Below are 14,831 nucleotides of genomic sequence, written 5' to 3' on the forward strand. Positions count from 1 at the left end.
GGCCGCACCGTACCGGATCACTGGGGACATGTGACGACGGCGCGGACACCGTGATTGACGACGCCTCAAGACCTTGCGCGGCGGCTCCGCGAGAGCCCACGTGGCCGGTCCCTGTCGGTGGCGTCGTCCGGCCGCGAGGAGTCGTTGACGCTTCCTACGCCCGTCTCTACTGTCGCGAGCGACGATCGCCTCGGCATCCGTATCCCCTGTGGTTGTCGTCGGGCTCCGCGCCACGTCGGCCGTATCCCTGTCGTTGTGGGCGTCGTGGGGAGGCTCAGCCGTTCGTCTGGGGAGGAAGGGCGCTCCGATGACGAGAAGGCTCCATCGGCGAACCCGTACCGGCGGACTCGTACCTGCCTTGGCCGCGGCGCTCGCGGCGGCGCTCGCGGTCACGGTGGGCGCGTTCAGCCCGGCCGCGCACGCCGCCCAGACCGTCGACGAGGTGGTCGGCACGTTCGAGTCCGACCAGGAGGGGTGGATTCTCGGCCTCGGCGAGGAGTTCCCCGGCGCCAAGGGCTCGTTCGAGCGGGACGCCTCCGACGCCAAGGTGGGCGCGTGGTCCGGTCTGCTGCGAGGCGACTTCAGCGGCGGCGGCAACTACGTGTCGGTGTCCCGCAACCTTCCCAGCCTCGACGCCCGCGCGTTACGCCTATGGGTTCGCACCTTTGACGCGACACACATTCGTCTCCGGATGGCCGACTCCACCGGCCAGTGGCACCAGCAACGCCTCGTCCTGCGATCCACCACGGAGTGGCAGCAGGTGGCGGTGACGCGCTTCGACGGCGGGGACGGCTATACCCACTGGGGCGGCGCCAACGACGGTGTCTGGCACGGCCCGGCGACCGGGATCGCTCTCCTCCTCGACAGGAGCGAGTTGTCCGGAGGGCAGGTGTCCGGAGCCGTGCGGTTCGACGAGGTCACGATGGCGGTCACCGTCCCGGACCTGGTGCTGCGGCAGGTGGTCGACGGCAACATCGTCGTCCAGCCGGAGCCGGTCCAGGTCAGGGTGGTTACCCGTGCCGAGGAGGTCACCTGGCGCGTCACGGACTTCTGGGGCGAGCGGGTGGCCGAGGGACGTCTCGCCATGACAGCCCCCGAGGAGACGCTCACGCTCCCTCTGGACGAGGTTGGCTACTACCGCTTGACCGTGACGGCCGAGGCGGATGACGCGACGATCGCGACGGCGGAGACGAGCATCGCGGTCCTGTCGCCGTTCCAACGGCCAGCCGGCGTGGACTCCCCGTTCGGGATGTCCGTCCACTTCCTGCGCCCCAACTGGGGCTACCCGAGCTTCGGTGCGGTCGCGCTGGCCGCCAAGGCGGGCGTCGCCACCACCCGTGAGGACGCCAGCTGGAACGCGATCGAGCGGACGAAGGGCGAGTACACCTTCGACGAGTTCGAGCAGCTCAACACCGCTCTCGACGCGCACGACATCACGTGGCTGCCGATCGCCGTCTACACCAACCCGCACTACGACAACAACGCCACGCCCTACAGCGACGAGGGTCGGGAAGCCTTCGCGACCTACACCGCGGCGACCATCGAGCACTTCGGGGACGAGACACCGTGGGTGGAGGTCTACAACGAGTTCAACATCCCGAACTTCGGAGACATCGGCGATGGTCCGGCCGACAACCGCGCCGACTACTACTTCCCGCTGCTGAAGCGGACCTACGAGAAGGTCAAGGCTCAAGACCCCGACGTCACGGTCGTCGGCGGCGCCACCGCCGGGGTTCCGCTGGACTGGCTCGAGGAACTCTTCCAGCTCGGCGGACTGGACTACATGGACGCTCTGTCGGTCCATCCGTACGTCTACCCAGCCGAGCCTGAGCAGATCGGGGAGAGCCTGGCGCAGCTCGACGCGCTGGTGCGCCGGTACAACGACGGGGAGCCCAAGCCGATCTGGATCACCGAGCTGGGCTGGCCGACGCACGTGACCAGCCGAGGCGTCAGCGAGGCGACCCAAGCGGCCTACATCGTGCGGAGCCACGTCGTCGCGTTCTCCAAGGGAGTTGAGCGGTTCTACTGGTACGACTTCATGAACGACGGGCTCGACACGAGCTACAACGAGCACAACTTCGGCATCATCCGCAACGGCGCCGACCCAGCCGGAGCGTGGACGCCGAAGCCCGCCTACGTCAGCTACGCCGCCATGACGCGTCTGTTGACCGGCGCGACCTACCAGCGAGAGGAGAACGTCGTCGACGGGGTCCACAGCCACGTCTTCGCGAAGGACGGCTCGGACATCCGAGTGGTGTGGTCGGACGAGCCCACGACGGTGAGCGTCACGACTGATCACCCGCTCGAGGTCGCCGACCTCATGGGTGTGACGCGGACGTACCACCCGCACGCTGGGCGGATCTACCTGTCGCTCGATGGCAACCCGCTCTACGTGCGGGGCGACGCCAGCCTCGCCGTCGACGACAAGATGACCTTGACGCTCGAGGACGACGGTCGCGTCGTGGTCGGCGACCCGGTCGACGTGGTGCTAGGCATCGACAACACCAAGGAGCCGCGGAATCCCCTCCAGGGCCGGTTCGAGATCGCCGACACGTCGGTTCCAGTGTCGGCTCGTCCGGGACAGCGGGTCGCGGTCCCCGTCCCCGTGTCGGCCGGTGACGTCACGGGCGCCCGCCAGCTCGTGGGGCGGCTCGTGGTCCGCGGGAGGGCGGTGGCGCGGCTCGCGGTGTCCGTCGACGTCGTGCACCCGGTCTCGGTTCGGGCCACGCATGTCCTGCGGGACGGCGCCGAGACGCTCGCCGTGACCGTGACCAGCAACGCGAACCGTGACCTCGCCCTCGACCGCCTCACCTGGACGGTGGGCGGCACCTCGGGCGCGCAACCGCTGCCGTCCTCACTGCCGCCGGGCGCGTCCCACGTCGTCGACGTCCCGCTGCACCTGCCGACGGGGAGGCACTCCGTGGAGGTGCGGGTGAGCCTGCCTGAGTTCCCCGACGCCGTCCACCGCGGTACCGTCGTCCTCGTTGACCACGAAGGGCTGTACGGCATCGCGAGCCGGTCGATCAGCGTCGACGGCGTCCTCGACGATCTCGACGGCGTGCGCGGCGTCGACCTGGCCGCCGAGGGGACGGTCGTGATGGGCGACTATGGCGGCACGGAGGACCTCAGCGGCCAGCTGTGGTTGACGTGGGACGACGAGGCCCTCTACCTGTCAGCGCTGATCACCGACGACGCGCACGCCCAGCCCTACACAGGTTCCGACATCTGGTCGGGTGACTCGATCCAGATCGGTGTGGCCGTCGGGATGCCCGGTGAGACGACGGACTTCTACGAGTACGGAGTGGCGCTCACCCCCGAGGGTCCGCGGGCGCACCGCTGGATCACGGTCGAGGGCGAGCCCGGCCCGGTGACCGACGTCGACGTGGCCGTCACCCGTGCGGAGCACCAGACCGTCTACGAGCTGGCGCTGCCGTGGGACAAGCTCACACCGTTCGACCCCGACGACGCCCTGCTCAGCGTGTCGTTGCTGGTCAACGACAACGACGGGAACGGCCGCAAGGGGTGGATCGAGTGGGGGTCGGGCATCGGCACGGGCAAGGACCCGGCCCTCTTCAAGCCCGCCCGACTCGACCCGACGTCCCGGTGAGCACAGCTCACGTTCCACGACGAGCTCGGCACCAACGGGGCACACCTCGACCGGTGTCGGAGCGTGGGATCACTCCGACAGCTGGCACAGCGAGGATCCGTGTTCAGCGGGAGCGCGGTCGGCGGCGATCCATGAACCCACGCAGCCGCCGCTGCGTCCCAGGCTTCCGGCCTTCGCGGCGGATCCGGCGGGTGAGCTGCTCTCCCTGTCGGCTGTGCAGGAACCCACGGATGCGGTCGGTGAGCCGTGCCATGGTGCCTCACTTCCCGGAGTTCGTCCGCGACATACCGGTGGCCTAGCGACCAAGCGGACGACTCCGCGTCGTCGTGTGTTCACAGGGACAGACGAGCGCCGGCCGGGGAATGTTCCCTCGCACCCGCGGGACAGCCGTGTCTTCCTGACTCGTCCGTCCTCGACGGGTTCGCGAAACCTCGTCCCAGGTCCGACGTGTGCCCGGGTCACTCGTCCCAGTCGAGGTGGATGTCGAGGAACCGTGGCCGGTTGTTGTTGGCGTTGGGTCTGATCCCGTCGAACCCCTTCGACGAGTTGACGTTGTAGCTGATCGTCAGCGAGCCGGGCCGGCTGATCGAGGGGTGAGCGGCGATGTTGTACGGGGCGTACAAGTCACCGGTCGAGGCCTCCGGTGCGACGTAGACCGGTATCCGCTCGTCGAACGGCCCCACCGGCGAGTCGGCGATGGAGACGTAGACGGTGTCCCCGAGCAGGGCGTCGCTCGTCGTCAGGACGTACCGTCCAGCGACGGGAGTGACGCTGTAGGAGGCGCCCACGTTCCGGGCCAGCCGCGCCGACGAGGCCGGATCGGACGACCACCCGTCGCCGTCGTAGAACTCCCAGCTCGCCACATCGGTGAGCCGTCCGACGCGAGCGCGTGCGAGGTGCATGTGCTTGTCGAGCCAGACCGACTCGACGCCGTAGATGTAAATGTAGCCGCCGCAGCGCAGCAGCTCGACGCCCCACTGGACGCCGCCGTCGGTCGGGACGGGCGTCACCTTCTCCACGGTGAAGTCCTTGGAGAACGTCACGAGGTCCGTCGCCACCCAGCCGAAGTTCCACGGCGGCGGGTCGTCAGTCGTGGCCTGCTCGAACTCGAAGACCTGCAGCTTGCCTCGGTCGACGATGCCGTCGCCGTTCCAGTACCACTTCTCGCCGGCGAGGGACTTGGGATCGTCCTGGGTTCCGCCGGTCACCGTGGTGTCGGGGAGCCCGTCGCGGCCGCCCAGGACGGCGGAGTTGTTGACCATGCGAGGGCTCTCGGGGAAGCTCTCGTCCTCGTTGACCGGCCCCAGGAAGGTGTCGTTGAACAGCCACACCACCTGGTGGCCGGGAAGCTCGGTCGAGTACGTCCCGTCGGCGGCGGCCCAGCCGTGCTGGTTGTCCCAGCCACCGCCGCTGTTGCCGAACTGGCGGAACGCCTCGGTGAACGTCACGTTCGGTGTCGCGCCGGTGACCTTGATGGGCCTGGTCTTGCCGGTGGTCTGGCAGGCGCCGGGACCGCCGGCGACCGGTACGTCGTCACCGGCGGCCATCGCGGGTGGTGACGCGGCGACGAGGAGGGCAAGGGGCAGGACCGGCGCGGCGAGAAGGGCACGGGCGGACGTCGTCATGATCCACTCCAGGTCGGACGAAACGACTGGGAACGATCTCACCGAGCAACCGCGACGGCGTCAACAGGTCACCGTCGTCGGTGGAGGCCAGGAGCGGCCGCCCGTCGATGACGACTGTCGATGACGATGGTCGATGCCGATGGTCGATGCCGATGCTCGATGGCATGGTCGATGGCGACGCTCGGTGGCGACGCCGCCTCGACCGAGCCGTCGGCATCGCCTACCGCCGAGGGTGGCCGCAGGGCACGCCGATCGGAGCGTGAGGCCTTGTGCGGTGGCGCCAGCGCGGTCGCCAGCGAGCGGTGTCCCGCGCCGCCAGTGGGTGAGCCCTGACCGCTGCCTGGGTACCGGTCCAGACGGTCCGCGGTCCACGAGCGTCGGTCGCGCCGACCGCCGTCGAGGCCGAAGGGGTGAGTGTGATGGGTCGTCCGGACGAGCAGGCGGAACCCCCCCGACCCCGTGCGCGAGCTCGCGACCTTCCCGCTCGTCGAGGCGCTGCTGGGACGACGCTCGCGTCGGTTCGCGATGGGTGACACCCTCCCCAGCGGACCCCTGGCGTACCAGTCCCGACACGACCCGCTTCCCTTGACCGAGCTTGAGCGCATGCTGGTGCTGAGCGCCATGGGCGGGACCACGGGCTGGCACTACGCGATCTCCCACAACCCCAAGCTCGCGCCGCACGTACCCAGCTACTCCGCCGCCGCGGCGGGTCGGACCTTCCCGTCCGCGGCCGGTATCCACACCGCTGAGCTGTTCTTCACCGACGACACCGGCGTGTGCTTCCTTTCCACCCGCGATGCCGGTGCCCTGGTGGACCCGGCCACCGAGCGGGTCACACCGGAGCTCATGGTCGAGCGTCACCGGAGCCGGCTGCGCCGGCTCTCCGACGAGCGGCTGTACCTGCCGCGGGAGGAGCCGTATCTGGACGCGCACAACCACTGGTGTGTGAACGTTCCCGGATCCCTCCTGGTGATCCCGGTGGCCGACATTGCCCAGCACCTGATCGCCGTGCTCTGCTTCCTGCTCCAGAACGGCTACGTGATCTACGACGACGTGCACCGCCGGGCGATCCCCGGCCTCGACGAGTTCGGCGACCTGGTCGATCTCGACAACCCGTTCCCGCTGACCTTCGCCGAGCAGTACGCACTGACCGAGGCCACCGCCGAGCTCGCGACCGCCTGCTACGCGGGCCCGCTCATGCTGCAGGCGATGGGGCTCGGTGGCTGGATGTTCGATGGGATCGACCGGTTCACGGTGCTGGGCGCGTCGGGAAACCCTGAGGTGCCGGGCCTCGGGTTCCGGTACGACGTGGACGAGCGCTGGTCGACTCCGAACCCCACCGGTCGCGACGGGGTCTTCGAGGCGTACTGCCCTCCGCACTATCCCGACATGGCCGCGGCCGTCGAGGCGTTCAGCCAGCGCAAGTTCGGTCCGGGCGGACCGTTCCACCCGGGCACCCCAGGAGCCTGGACCGACAGCCCGGGCTTCCGCGGTAGCGCCCAGGTGTACGACGACCGGTTCAAGGCGTGCGTCACGCGCCAGGCCGACTACGTCCTGGCACGTTCGGCAAGTTCCCGGGCACGGTGCCCACGGTGTTCATCCTCACCTACCTCCAGGCGCACCACCTCGACCTCGAGTTCTACGACCGCTTCTTCGAACCGGGGGCGTACCTGCGCACCCACGCCACTCATCTGCGGACCTGGCACAGCCACCAGTGAGGGCTCCATCACGAGGAAAATCCGTTGTGGGGCGTCAGTGGGCCTGCGTAGCGTCGGGCTACGCCCATGTCTCGTCCCACCTCGTCCCACGCCCGTCGCACCGTTCTGCGCTGTCTGTGGCCAGGACGGCGTTCAGCCGTAGCCCTAGGTGTCGCGATCCTGGTCGCCACCGTCCTGCCGCTGCTCGCGCCGCAGCTCACACGCGACTTCGTCGATGGAGCGATCGCGGGGGAGCCCGTCCGTCACCTGATCACGCTCGCGGTGGGCTACCTCGCGCTGTCGATCGCTGGCCAGGCCGCGCGCATGGTGACCGCCTGGCTCGCGAGCCGGTTGGCGTGGGACGGCACCAACCGGCTGCGGGAGACACTCGCCGAGCACGCGCTCAGCCTCGACATGGGGTACCACGGCAAACGGACCCCGGGGGAGATGATCGAGCGGGTGGACGGCGACGTGGTGGCGCTCGCCGAGTTCGTCGTGGCGTTCCTCATGGACGTCGTCGCCAGCCTGCTGCTCCTGGTGGGCGTGCTGGTCGTCGTCCTCGCCGTCGACCTGCGCATCGGCGTGATCCTCGTCGTGTACTGCGCCGCGGTCGGCCTCGCCATGGCGCGCGCCCAGCGCATGGCGGTGCCGTCGGCGACCAAGGTACGGGAGGCCTTCGCAGCGCTCTTCGGCAACCTCGAGGAACGCCTCGCTGGCGCTGAGGACATCCGGGCGAACGGCGCCGGCGCGCACGTGGTCAACCGCTTTCACCAGACCAGCGCCGACGTCTTTCGGGCCGACCTGCGGGCCGAGCGGATCGGGAGCGCGCTCTTCGCCGGCACCAACACGGCGTTCGCGCTCGGGACCGCGATCGTCCTCGGTCTCGCGGCATGGACACAGCAGGCCGGCACGCTCAGCGTCGGGACCGCGGTCCTGCTCTTCCAGTACATGCAGATGGTGCGGACGCCGTTCGAGCGGATCATCGACCAGCTGCAGCAGTATCAGAAGGCCCTGGCGTCGGTCGCGCGGATCGGCGAGCTGCTCGCCGAACGTCGGACGCTCATCGAGCCCGCGAGCCCGCGTCCACTGCCCGAGACAGGCCCGCTCAGCGTGGAGCTGGACCGGGTCAGCTTCGCCTACGCCGACGACGGTGAGCTGGTGCTGTCCGACGTCAACCTGTGGTTGGCGCCCGGCGAGACGCTGGGGTTGGTCGGCCGTACCGGTAGCGGGAAGACCACGATCGGTCGGCTGGTGCTGCGCTTGTACGACCCGACCGAGGGTGCCGTACGGGTCGGCGGCGTCGACCTGCGCGACACCGACCTGGCGTCGGTACGCCGGCGGATCGGCGTGGTCACCCAGGACGTCCAACTGTTCGCCGCGAGCGTCCGCGACAACCTGACGCTGTTCCGTCCGGAGCTCGCCGACGATCGACGCCTCACCGAGGTGCTCACCGAGGTCGGCTTGGCGGAGTGGCTCGCCGACCTCCCGGACGGCCTCGACACCGTGCTCGGGTCCCAGGCGAGCGGGGTGTCGGCAGGAGAGGCGCAGCTCCTCGCGTTCGCTCGGGCGTTCCTCACCGACCCCGGCGTGGTGGTCTTGGACGAGGCGTCGAGCCGGCTCGACCCGGTGACCGAGCTGCGGATCGAGTCGGCGATGGACCGGTTGCTCGCGGGGCGTACCGGCATCCTCATCGCGCACCGCCTGTCCTCCCTCGCCCGCGTCGACAAGATCGCGGTGATCGAGGACGGTCGGGTGGTCGAGTACGGCCTCCGCAAGGACCTGGTGGCCGATCCCGAGAGCCGCTTCTCGCGTTTGCTGGCCATGGCGGGCCTGGGGCAGGTGGTCACGTGAACATCCGGTCGGTCCTGCTGGTGGCGGCTCGGGCCATCTCGTACAGCCCACGTGAGTACGTGGGTGGCGGCCTCCTGTGGGCGACGGTCTTCTCCATCCCGGTCCTCACCGGGCTCGTCCTCAAGGCACTGTTCGATCAGCTCAGCGGTCACCGCCCGGCGAGCTTCGAGGACGCTCTGTGGCTGTGTGCCGCGCTCGTCGCCGTGGAGGCCACGCGAGGGTTGACGCTGTGGCTCGCGATGAGCGTCTGGACCTCGTGGTGGAACAAGACGGCGACGATCATCCGCGCCAACGTGCTGCGGTCGATCCTCACCTCGCGAGGCCCAGCGGCGACCCGTCTCCCACACTCGTCAGGGGAGGCCATCGGACGGTTCCGGGACGACGTCCACGACCTGGTGATGCTGGTCGACAACCTGGTGGACGTCTTCAGCGCGGTGCTGATGGCCACCGCCGCGTTCACCATCATGGGCTCGATCGACCCCGTGATCACTCTGGTCCTGGTGCTGCCGTTCACCGCCTTGGTGGTCCTGACCCGGCTGCTGAACGAGGTGATCCGGCGCGTCCACGCGCGTGCTCGCCGACTGGGCGCCGCGGTGACGGCGTTCGTCGGCGAGATCTTCTCCGGCGTCCTCTCGATCAAGACCGCCGGCGCGGAGGCCGCCGTCCTCGAGCGTCTCCGCGAGCACAACCGGCGGCGCCGCGAGGCTGCTGTCAAGGACCGGTTGGCGATGGACATGCTCGACACCGCGACCGAGGCGACCGTCGGCCTCAGCATCGGCCTGGTTCTCCTGCTCGCGGCCTCTGCTATGCACCGCGGCGACTTCACCGTCGGCGACCTGGCGCTGTTCACGAGCTACGCCGGCTGGCTGATGATGGTGCCGCGCACCTTCGGCCGCATCCTGTACCGGCTGCCACAGGCCTCGGTGGCGATCGAGCGGCTCACCCGGTTGATGGCGGCGGACGAGGACGCCGACGACCTGTCGCGGAACACCGGATTTTGGTTCACCGAGGACCCACCGCCGGTGATGACCGCCGTGCCCGCCAGGGACGATCCGCTCGAGGTGCTCGAGGCGCGTGGTCTCACCGTGCGGTATCCCGAGAACGGCCGTGGCGTGGAGGCGGTCGACGTGCGCATCGAGCGAGGCTCGTTCACCGTCGTCACGGGAGCGGTCGGTGCTGGCAAGACGACGTTGATTCGGGCTCTGCTGGGACTGCTGCCGTTGGACGCCGGGCTGATCACCTGGAATGGCCGGCGGGTCGACGACCCTGGGACGTTCCTCGTGCCCAACCGGGTCGCCTACGTCAGCCAGGTGCCTCGCCTGTTCTCGGAGACGCTGCGCGAGAACCTCCTCCTCGGCTGGCCGGCGGACGGCGACCAGCTGGAGCGGGCGCTCACCCTGGCGGCACTCGACCGGGACCTCGCCGAGATGCCCGACGGGCTCGACACCGTGGTCGGCCCACGCGGTGTCCGACTCTCCGGCGGACAGGTGCAGCGCGCCACGGCGGCCCGCGCGCTGGTCCGCGCACCCGACCTCCTCGTCGTCGACGACCTGTCGTCCGCGCTGGATGTCGAGACCGAGCAGGTGCTCTGGGATCGGATCGCGGCGGCGGCCAAGGACGGCCGTGGTCCGGCGACGTTGCTCGTGGTGTCGCACCGTCGTGCGGCGTTGGAGCGAGCCGACCAGGTGGTGGTGCTCGATCGCGGGCGTGTGGTGGGGTCAGGGTCGCTGCCTGACCTGCTGCTCACCTGCCCGGAGATGCGCCGCCTGTGGAACGAGGAGCTCGTCGTCGAGGCGGAGGAGGACGGTCGTCGCGTGGACGCGCGGCGAGCCGGTGACGTCTCGTCGACGAGGTGAGTGCCTCGTGACGGCTCCCCGCCGTCGCGGAGCCACGTGGGCGCGGCGGAAGCGGGGGCAGCCGCGAGTTCATGAGGATGCCCGTTCCTGGCCATCTCGTGGCGTACTCGTCGCCTCGACGCTGATCTAGCGTCGTTCGAGGATCACGACCGTGGGGGGAGGACCGGGGTATGTCCGCGACGATGGATCGGCGCGCCCTGCTTCGTACAGGTGGGGTGCTCGCGGCTGGCGCCACCATCAACCTGCTTCCGGGGAACTTGCTTCCCGGGGTCGCGTTCGCCGCCCCGACCAACGGGGAGACGCGACAGACGAAGACGGTGACCGGGACGTTCCAGCCCAGCATCCCGGACTGGTACTACATCCCGGTCGACGTGCCGCATGGGGTGCGTCAGATCGAGGTCGTGTACTCCTACGACCGACCCTCCGTGCCCCCGGGTGTCCGGGGCAACGCCCTCGACATCGGCATGTTCGGACCCGAAGGCCACCAGGTCGGCACGCCTCGCGGCTTTCGTGGCTGGTCCGGCGGTTTCCGCGACCGGTTCACGATCAGTGCCTCGGAGGCGACACCTGGCTACATCGCCGGTCCGATCACGCCCGGTCGGTGGCACGTGATCCTCGGCCCGTACACCGTCGCGCCGCAAGGCATGAACTACCGCGTCGACATCACCGTGACGTTCGGACCGCCGGGGGCGCCGTTCCGGCCGAGCCCGGCGCCGACGACGGCGCCGGCCAAGGAGCGCGGCCGCGCGTGGTACCGAGGCGACGGGCACCTGCACACCATCCACTCCGACGGTCGGCGCACCCCGGAGGAGCTGGTCGCCGACGCGCGTGCGGCGGGACTGGACTTCGTGGTCTCCACCGAGCACAACACCCACAGCGCCCAGCTGGTCTGGGGTCAGTACGCCACCGACGACTTGCTGATCGTCAACGGTGAGGAGATCACCACCCGGTCCGGGCACTGGCTGGCGACCGGTCTGCCCGCCGGCAGCTGGATCGACTGGCGCTACCGCGCCGGGGATCCGAAGGACTTCCAACGCTTCGTGACGAAGGTGCACGCCCTGGGTGGCCTGGTCACCGCCGCGCACCCGTTCGCGAACTGCTTCGCGTGCGGCTACGAGTTCAGCTACCAGCTCGCCGACCTCGTCGAGGTGTGGAATGGGCCCTGGACGCCCGACGACGAGCAGGCCGTCTCGCTGTGGGACGGGCTGTTGCGCAGCGGCTGCTGGATCCCCGCGGTCGGCAACTCCGACGCGCATCGCCCGCCCAGTGACGGGTCCCCCGGCGACCTGGTGGGGTTGCCGCAGACCGTCGTCCTCGCCGACAGCTTGCGCACGCCGGACCTGCTGGCCGGACTGAAGGCGGGCCGCTGCTACCTGGCCGAGTCGGCGGAGGTCGAGGTGAGCTTCACCGCGTCGGCGGGCGGCACGTCGGCGGGGATCGGTGAGCGGCTCCCGGTCGACATCGGAGACCCGGTCACTGTCGAGGTGCGGGTGTCGGGGGTCCCAGAGACGACGGTGAGCATCCTTGACCAGAGTGGCCCGCGCGTGAGCGCTGACGTTCCGGCCGATGGCGCGCGGACGCTCACCTGGACCACCTACCCGAGACACACTCAGTGGGTTCGCGTCGAGGTTCGGCGCGCGTCCGGCGGGCTCAACAGCACGACGCCGAACGCGATGGTGGCCATGACGAATCCCATCTTCCTCGGCCGTTCCTGATCGACTCTGTCGAGAGCTCAGGCTCGCGGATGTACGTGGCTCGTCACGATCGACACGCGTTACGACGTCGTGGTGGCGGACCGTGACGCCGTGTCCAGGCAATGAGAAGTCCGTCTCATATTTTTGCCAGCCGCCTCGACGTTCTGTACTTTCGAGGCGCAGTCACGAGTGCCAGCGTCAAGCCCCGGCTTGCTGGCCGGCAACCCGCAGACGTGTGGGGTGCCCCGGGTGAGGACTCGGCCCGACCACGGCGGTCCGGGCAAACGTCGATCCTGAAGGAGCGTCATGGTGCTGAACAGGTTGTTCACGCGCCGCCGTCACATCGATCTGCTCCGCGTCGCCAGCGCGTCCTGTTGTCGCTGACCTCGTCATCCCCGCTTCTCGCGAGGCGTCGCCGACGAACGTCAGCCGCCTGTTCCGGCGTCTCGGCTGTGGTCGCGCCTGATGCCGGCCCAGAAGCGAAGCCCTCCAAGCGACAAAGCGATTTTCCCTTATCTGCCGCGACCTTCCCGCTCGTCCGTTTTTGTCCCCTTGACGAAGCTCGATTTCTCACGGAGTCCGCGCATGACGACGACCTCTGTGCCGTCGACGGCATCACAGCGCCGCCGCGTGACGTTGGTCGCTGGCCAAGTGGCGCTGCTGTTCGGGCTGCTCGCGGTCGCGGAGCTTCTCGTCCGAACCGGGCTGGTGTCGAGCCTCTACCTCCCCGCCCCGACCAGTGTCGTGACCGAGATCGGGGAGCTTCTCGCCGGCGGTTCGGACTTCTACACCAACCTCAGCGTCACGCTCCGGGAGTTCATCACCGGATACCTCCTCGCGGTCGTCGGGGGGATCGCGACCGGGCTGTTCTTGGTGCTGGTGCCCCACGCCGAGAACTTCTTCCGACCGTTCCTCGCCGCTTTCATGGCGGTGCCGAAGGTGACGATCATCCCGCTGCTGACCCTGTGGTTCGGCCTTGGCCTCTCCCACAAGGTCATCATCGTCTTCCTGTTCTGCTTCTTCCCGATCGTCTACAACACCATCGCCGGGGTGAAGCAGACGTCTCCCGACCACGTGAAGGTGGCTCGGGCCTTGCGAGCTCGACGCCGGCAGATCATCGTCAAAGTGATCCTGCCCTCGGCGATCCCCACGATCCTCGCGGCGCTGCGAGTCGAAGCGGCGTCCGCGCTCGTCGGCGCCATCTTCGGCGAGATGGTCGCCTCGCGCGCGGGCCTGGGGAACGGCCTCAACGAGGCGACGGCACTCTACGACACGCCCAAGGCGTTCGCCCTGATCATCCTCATCACGATCGTCTCGATCGTCAGCGTCTCCACCATCGACCTCCTGGAGAAGAAGGTCTTCCTCAAGTGGCGACCCTCGCCCGCGCGACTTCGGTGACCGTGGCACCGGGGTGAGATCGACCAACCGGGTGAGAGCGAGATGGACGACGCGACGCGGACCCACATTGAGAGAAGGAACCCACCAGTGACGACGAAGCGTTCTCGCGCCACCGCCTTGATCGGCGCCGTACTGTCGGCCGGGCTGCTGCTCGCCGGCTGCGGGGGAGGCAGCGGTAGCGGCGGCACGAATGACTCCGGACGCATCAAGATCACCTACGCCTCCTTCGCCGGTGTCACCGGCATGCCGGCGAAGTTCGGCCAGGAGAAGGGATTCTTCGAGGCCGAGGGTCTCGACGTCACGTTCGTGACCGCTGAGGACCCTGTGGCGATCGTGTCGAGCGGTGACGCCGAGATCGCCGACTGCGACACGACCTCAGCGCTGATCGCGGCGGGTAAGGGCGCCCCGATCAAGATCGTCTCCTCCATGTATCGCCACAAGGGCCCGTTCTACCTGATCAGCCGGCCCGACATCGATCGCGTCGAGGACCTCAAGGGCAAGACGGTCGGCATCGCCCGCAAGGGCGCCGGCCTCGAGGCGTACGTGCGCGTGATCCTCAAGAAGCACGGGCTGACCGAGAAGGACGTCACCCTGGTCCCCAACGGCACGCACCAGGAGGCGTACGCCAGCCTGACCAACGGCCAGGTCGACGCGACCATCATCCACGAGCCCTTCGTCTCCCTCGCCGAGGCCGAGGGGACGGGCAAGCTGCTCGCCCGGGGATGGGACTACCTCCCGACCTTCCACACCGGCGTCGAGATCGCCAGCGAGCGCTTCATCAAGGAGAACCCCGAGGCGCTGAAGAAGTTCCTCACCGCCTACTTCAAGGCCGCCTCCTACGCGAAGGCGCATCCGGAGGAGTACCTCGACTTCGTCGAGAAGCAGTCCGACGTCGACCGGGAGGTGCTGAAGGCGGCGCTGGAGCGGGAGGAGCCGATCTGGGAGAACGACCCACGGGTGGACCTCGACGACTTGCGTGACACCCAGCAGATCCAGAAGGACCTGGGATTCCAGGACACGGTCTACGACCCGGAGGACCTGGTCGACACCTCCCAGATCCCCAGTCCTCAGGAGATCTCCGCGAAGGCTGACGCGAGGTAGGC

The 14,831-nt window shown here is 69.0% G+C and carries 10 protein-coding genes and 1 riboswitch; of the genes, 8 read left to right on the forward strand and 2 right to left on the reverse strand.

All coding sequences use genetic code 11. From position 1 onward, the window contains the following. The first annotated feature begins 307 nt into the window (after window positions 1–307). Window positions 308–3,607 (forward strand): sugar-binding protein, encoded by a 3,300-nt coding sequence (locus DFJ64_RS10725; RefSeq protein WP_245941059.1) that lies wholly within the window; start codon window positions 308–310, stop codon window positions 3,605–3,607. A gap of 103 nt (window positions 3,608–3,710) precedes the next feature. On the opposite strand, the gene DFJ64_RS19455 is transcribed toward DFJ64_RS10725, so the two are convergent. Together DFJ64_RS19455 and DFJ64_RS10730 are read right to left on the reverse strand one after the other, a co-directional pair. Beyond that, window positions 3,711–3,860: a hypothetical protein gene (locus DFJ64_RS19455; protein ID WP_170152576.1), complete on the reverse strand. Its 150-nt coding sequence runs from the start codon at window positions 3,858–3,860 to the stop codon at window positions 3,711–3,713. Window positions 3,861–4,065: 205 nt separating this feature from the next. Continuing rightward, entirely contained in the window at window positions 4,066–5,232 is a 1,167-nt protein-coding gene (locus DFJ64_RS10730; RefSeq protein ID WP_115850328.1) for a DUF4185 domain-containing protein, read from the reverse strand. Between the two features lie 459 nt (window positions 5,233–5,691). On the opposite strand from DFJ64_RS10730, the gene DFJ64_RS10735 reads away from it, so the two are divergent. The 7 genes from DFJ64_RS10735 to DFJ64_RS10760 all read left to right on the forward strand — a co-directional run bounded on the left by DFJ64_RS10735 (window position 5,692) and on the right by DFJ64_RS10760 (window position 14,829). After that, on the forward strand, window positions 5,692–7,092 hold the full coding sequence (locus DFJ64_RS10735) for a hypothetical protein (RefSeq protein WP_211310567.1): 1,401 nt from the start codon (window positions 5,692–5,694) through the stop codon (window positions 7,090–7,092). After that, window positions 7,017–8,780 (forward strand): ABC transporter ATP-binding protein, encoded by a 1,764-nt coding sequence (locus tag DFJ64_RS10740; protein WP_115850329.1) that lies wholly within the window; start codon window positions 7,017–7,019, stop codon window positions 8,778–8,780. The genes DFJ64_RS10735 and DFJ64_RS10740 overlap by 76 nt, the downstream gene beginning before the upstream one ends. After that, window positions 8,777–10,636, forward strand: coding sequence for an ABC transporter ATP-binding protein (locus DFJ64_RS10745; protein WP_245941060.1), 1,860 nt, complete (start codon window positions 8,777–8,779; stop codon window positions 10,634–10,636). Before DFJ64_RS10740 ends, DFJ64_RS10745 begins: the two co-directional genes overlap by 4 nt. Before the next feature lie 170 nt (window positions 10,637–10,806). Continuing rightward, window positions 10,807–12,351, forward strand: coding sequence for a CehA/McbA family metallohydrolase (locus tag DFJ64_RS10750; RefSeq protein ID WP_115850330.1), 1,545 nt, complete (start codon window positions 10,807–10,809; stop codon window positions 12,349–12,351). A gap of 160 nt (window positions 12,352–12,511) precedes the next feature. After that, window positions 12,512–12,623: riboswitch (SAM riboswitch) on the forward strand. Between the two features lie 13 nt (window positions 12,624–12,636). After that, window positions 12,637–12,714 (forward strand): putative leader peptide, encoded by a 78-nt coding sequence (locus DFJ64_RS20225; RefSeq protein WP_425452214.1) that lies wholly within the window; start codon window positions 12,637–12,639, stop codon window positions 12,712–12,714. Window positions 12,715–12,915: 201 nt separating this feature from the next. Beyond that, window positions 12,916–13,728 carry an ABC transporter permease gene (locus DFJ64_RS10755; protein WP_115850331.1) on the forward strand — a complete coding sequence of 271 codons (813 nt, stop codon included), beginning with the start codon at window positions 12,916–12,918 and terminating at the stop codon, window positions 13,726–13,728. Window positions 13,729–13,815: 87 nt separating this feature from the next. Next, the gene (locus DFJ64_RS10760) at window positions 13,816–14,829 is read left to right on the forward strand and encodes an ABC transporter substrate-binding protein (protein ID WP_211310568.1); all 1,014 of its coding nucleotides are present in this window, start codon (window positions 13,816–13,818) and stop codon (window positions 14,827–14,829) included. Window positions 14,830–14,831 lie beyond the last annotated feature (2 nt).

Source organism: Thermasporomyces composti (genome assembly GCF_003386795.1).
Classification (GTDB): Bacteria; Actinomycetota; Actinomycetes; order Propionibacteriales; family Actinopolymorphaceae; genus Thermasporomyces; species Thermasporomyces composti.

What these genes read in the sequence shown, in the direction of transcription:
- DFJ64_RS10725 (WP_245941059.1), top strand. Translation starts at nt 308, where the DNA reads ATGACGAGAAGGCTCCATCGGCGAACCCGTACCGGCGGACTCGTACCT.
- DFJ64_RS19455 (WP_170152576.1), bottom strand. Translation starts at nt 3,860, where the DNA reads ATGGCACGGCTCACCGACCGCATCCGTGGGTTCCTGCACAGCCGACAG.
- DFJ64_RS10730 (WP_115850328.1), bottom strand. Translation starts at nt 5,232, where the DNA reads ATGACGACGTCCGCCCGTGCCCTTCTCGCCGCGCCGGTCCTGCCCCTT.
- DFJ64_RS10740 (WP_115850329.1), top strand. Translation starts at nt 7,017, where the DNA reads ATGTCTCGTCCCACCTCGTCCCACGCCCGTCGCACCGTTCTGCGCTGT.
- DFJ64_RS10750 (WP_115850330.1), top strand. Translation starts at nt 10,807, where the DNA reads ATGTCCGCGACGATGGATCGGCGCGCCCTGCTTCGTACAGGTGGGGTG.
- DFJ64_RS20225 (WP_425452214.1), top strand. Translation starts at nt 12,637, where the DNA reads ATGGTGCTGAACAGGTTGTTCACGCGCCGCCGTCACATCGATCTGCTC.
- DFJ64_RS10755 (WP_115850331.1), top strand. Translation starts at nt 12,916, where the DNA reads ATGACGACGACCTCTGTGCCGTCGACGGCATCACAGCGCCGCCGCGTG.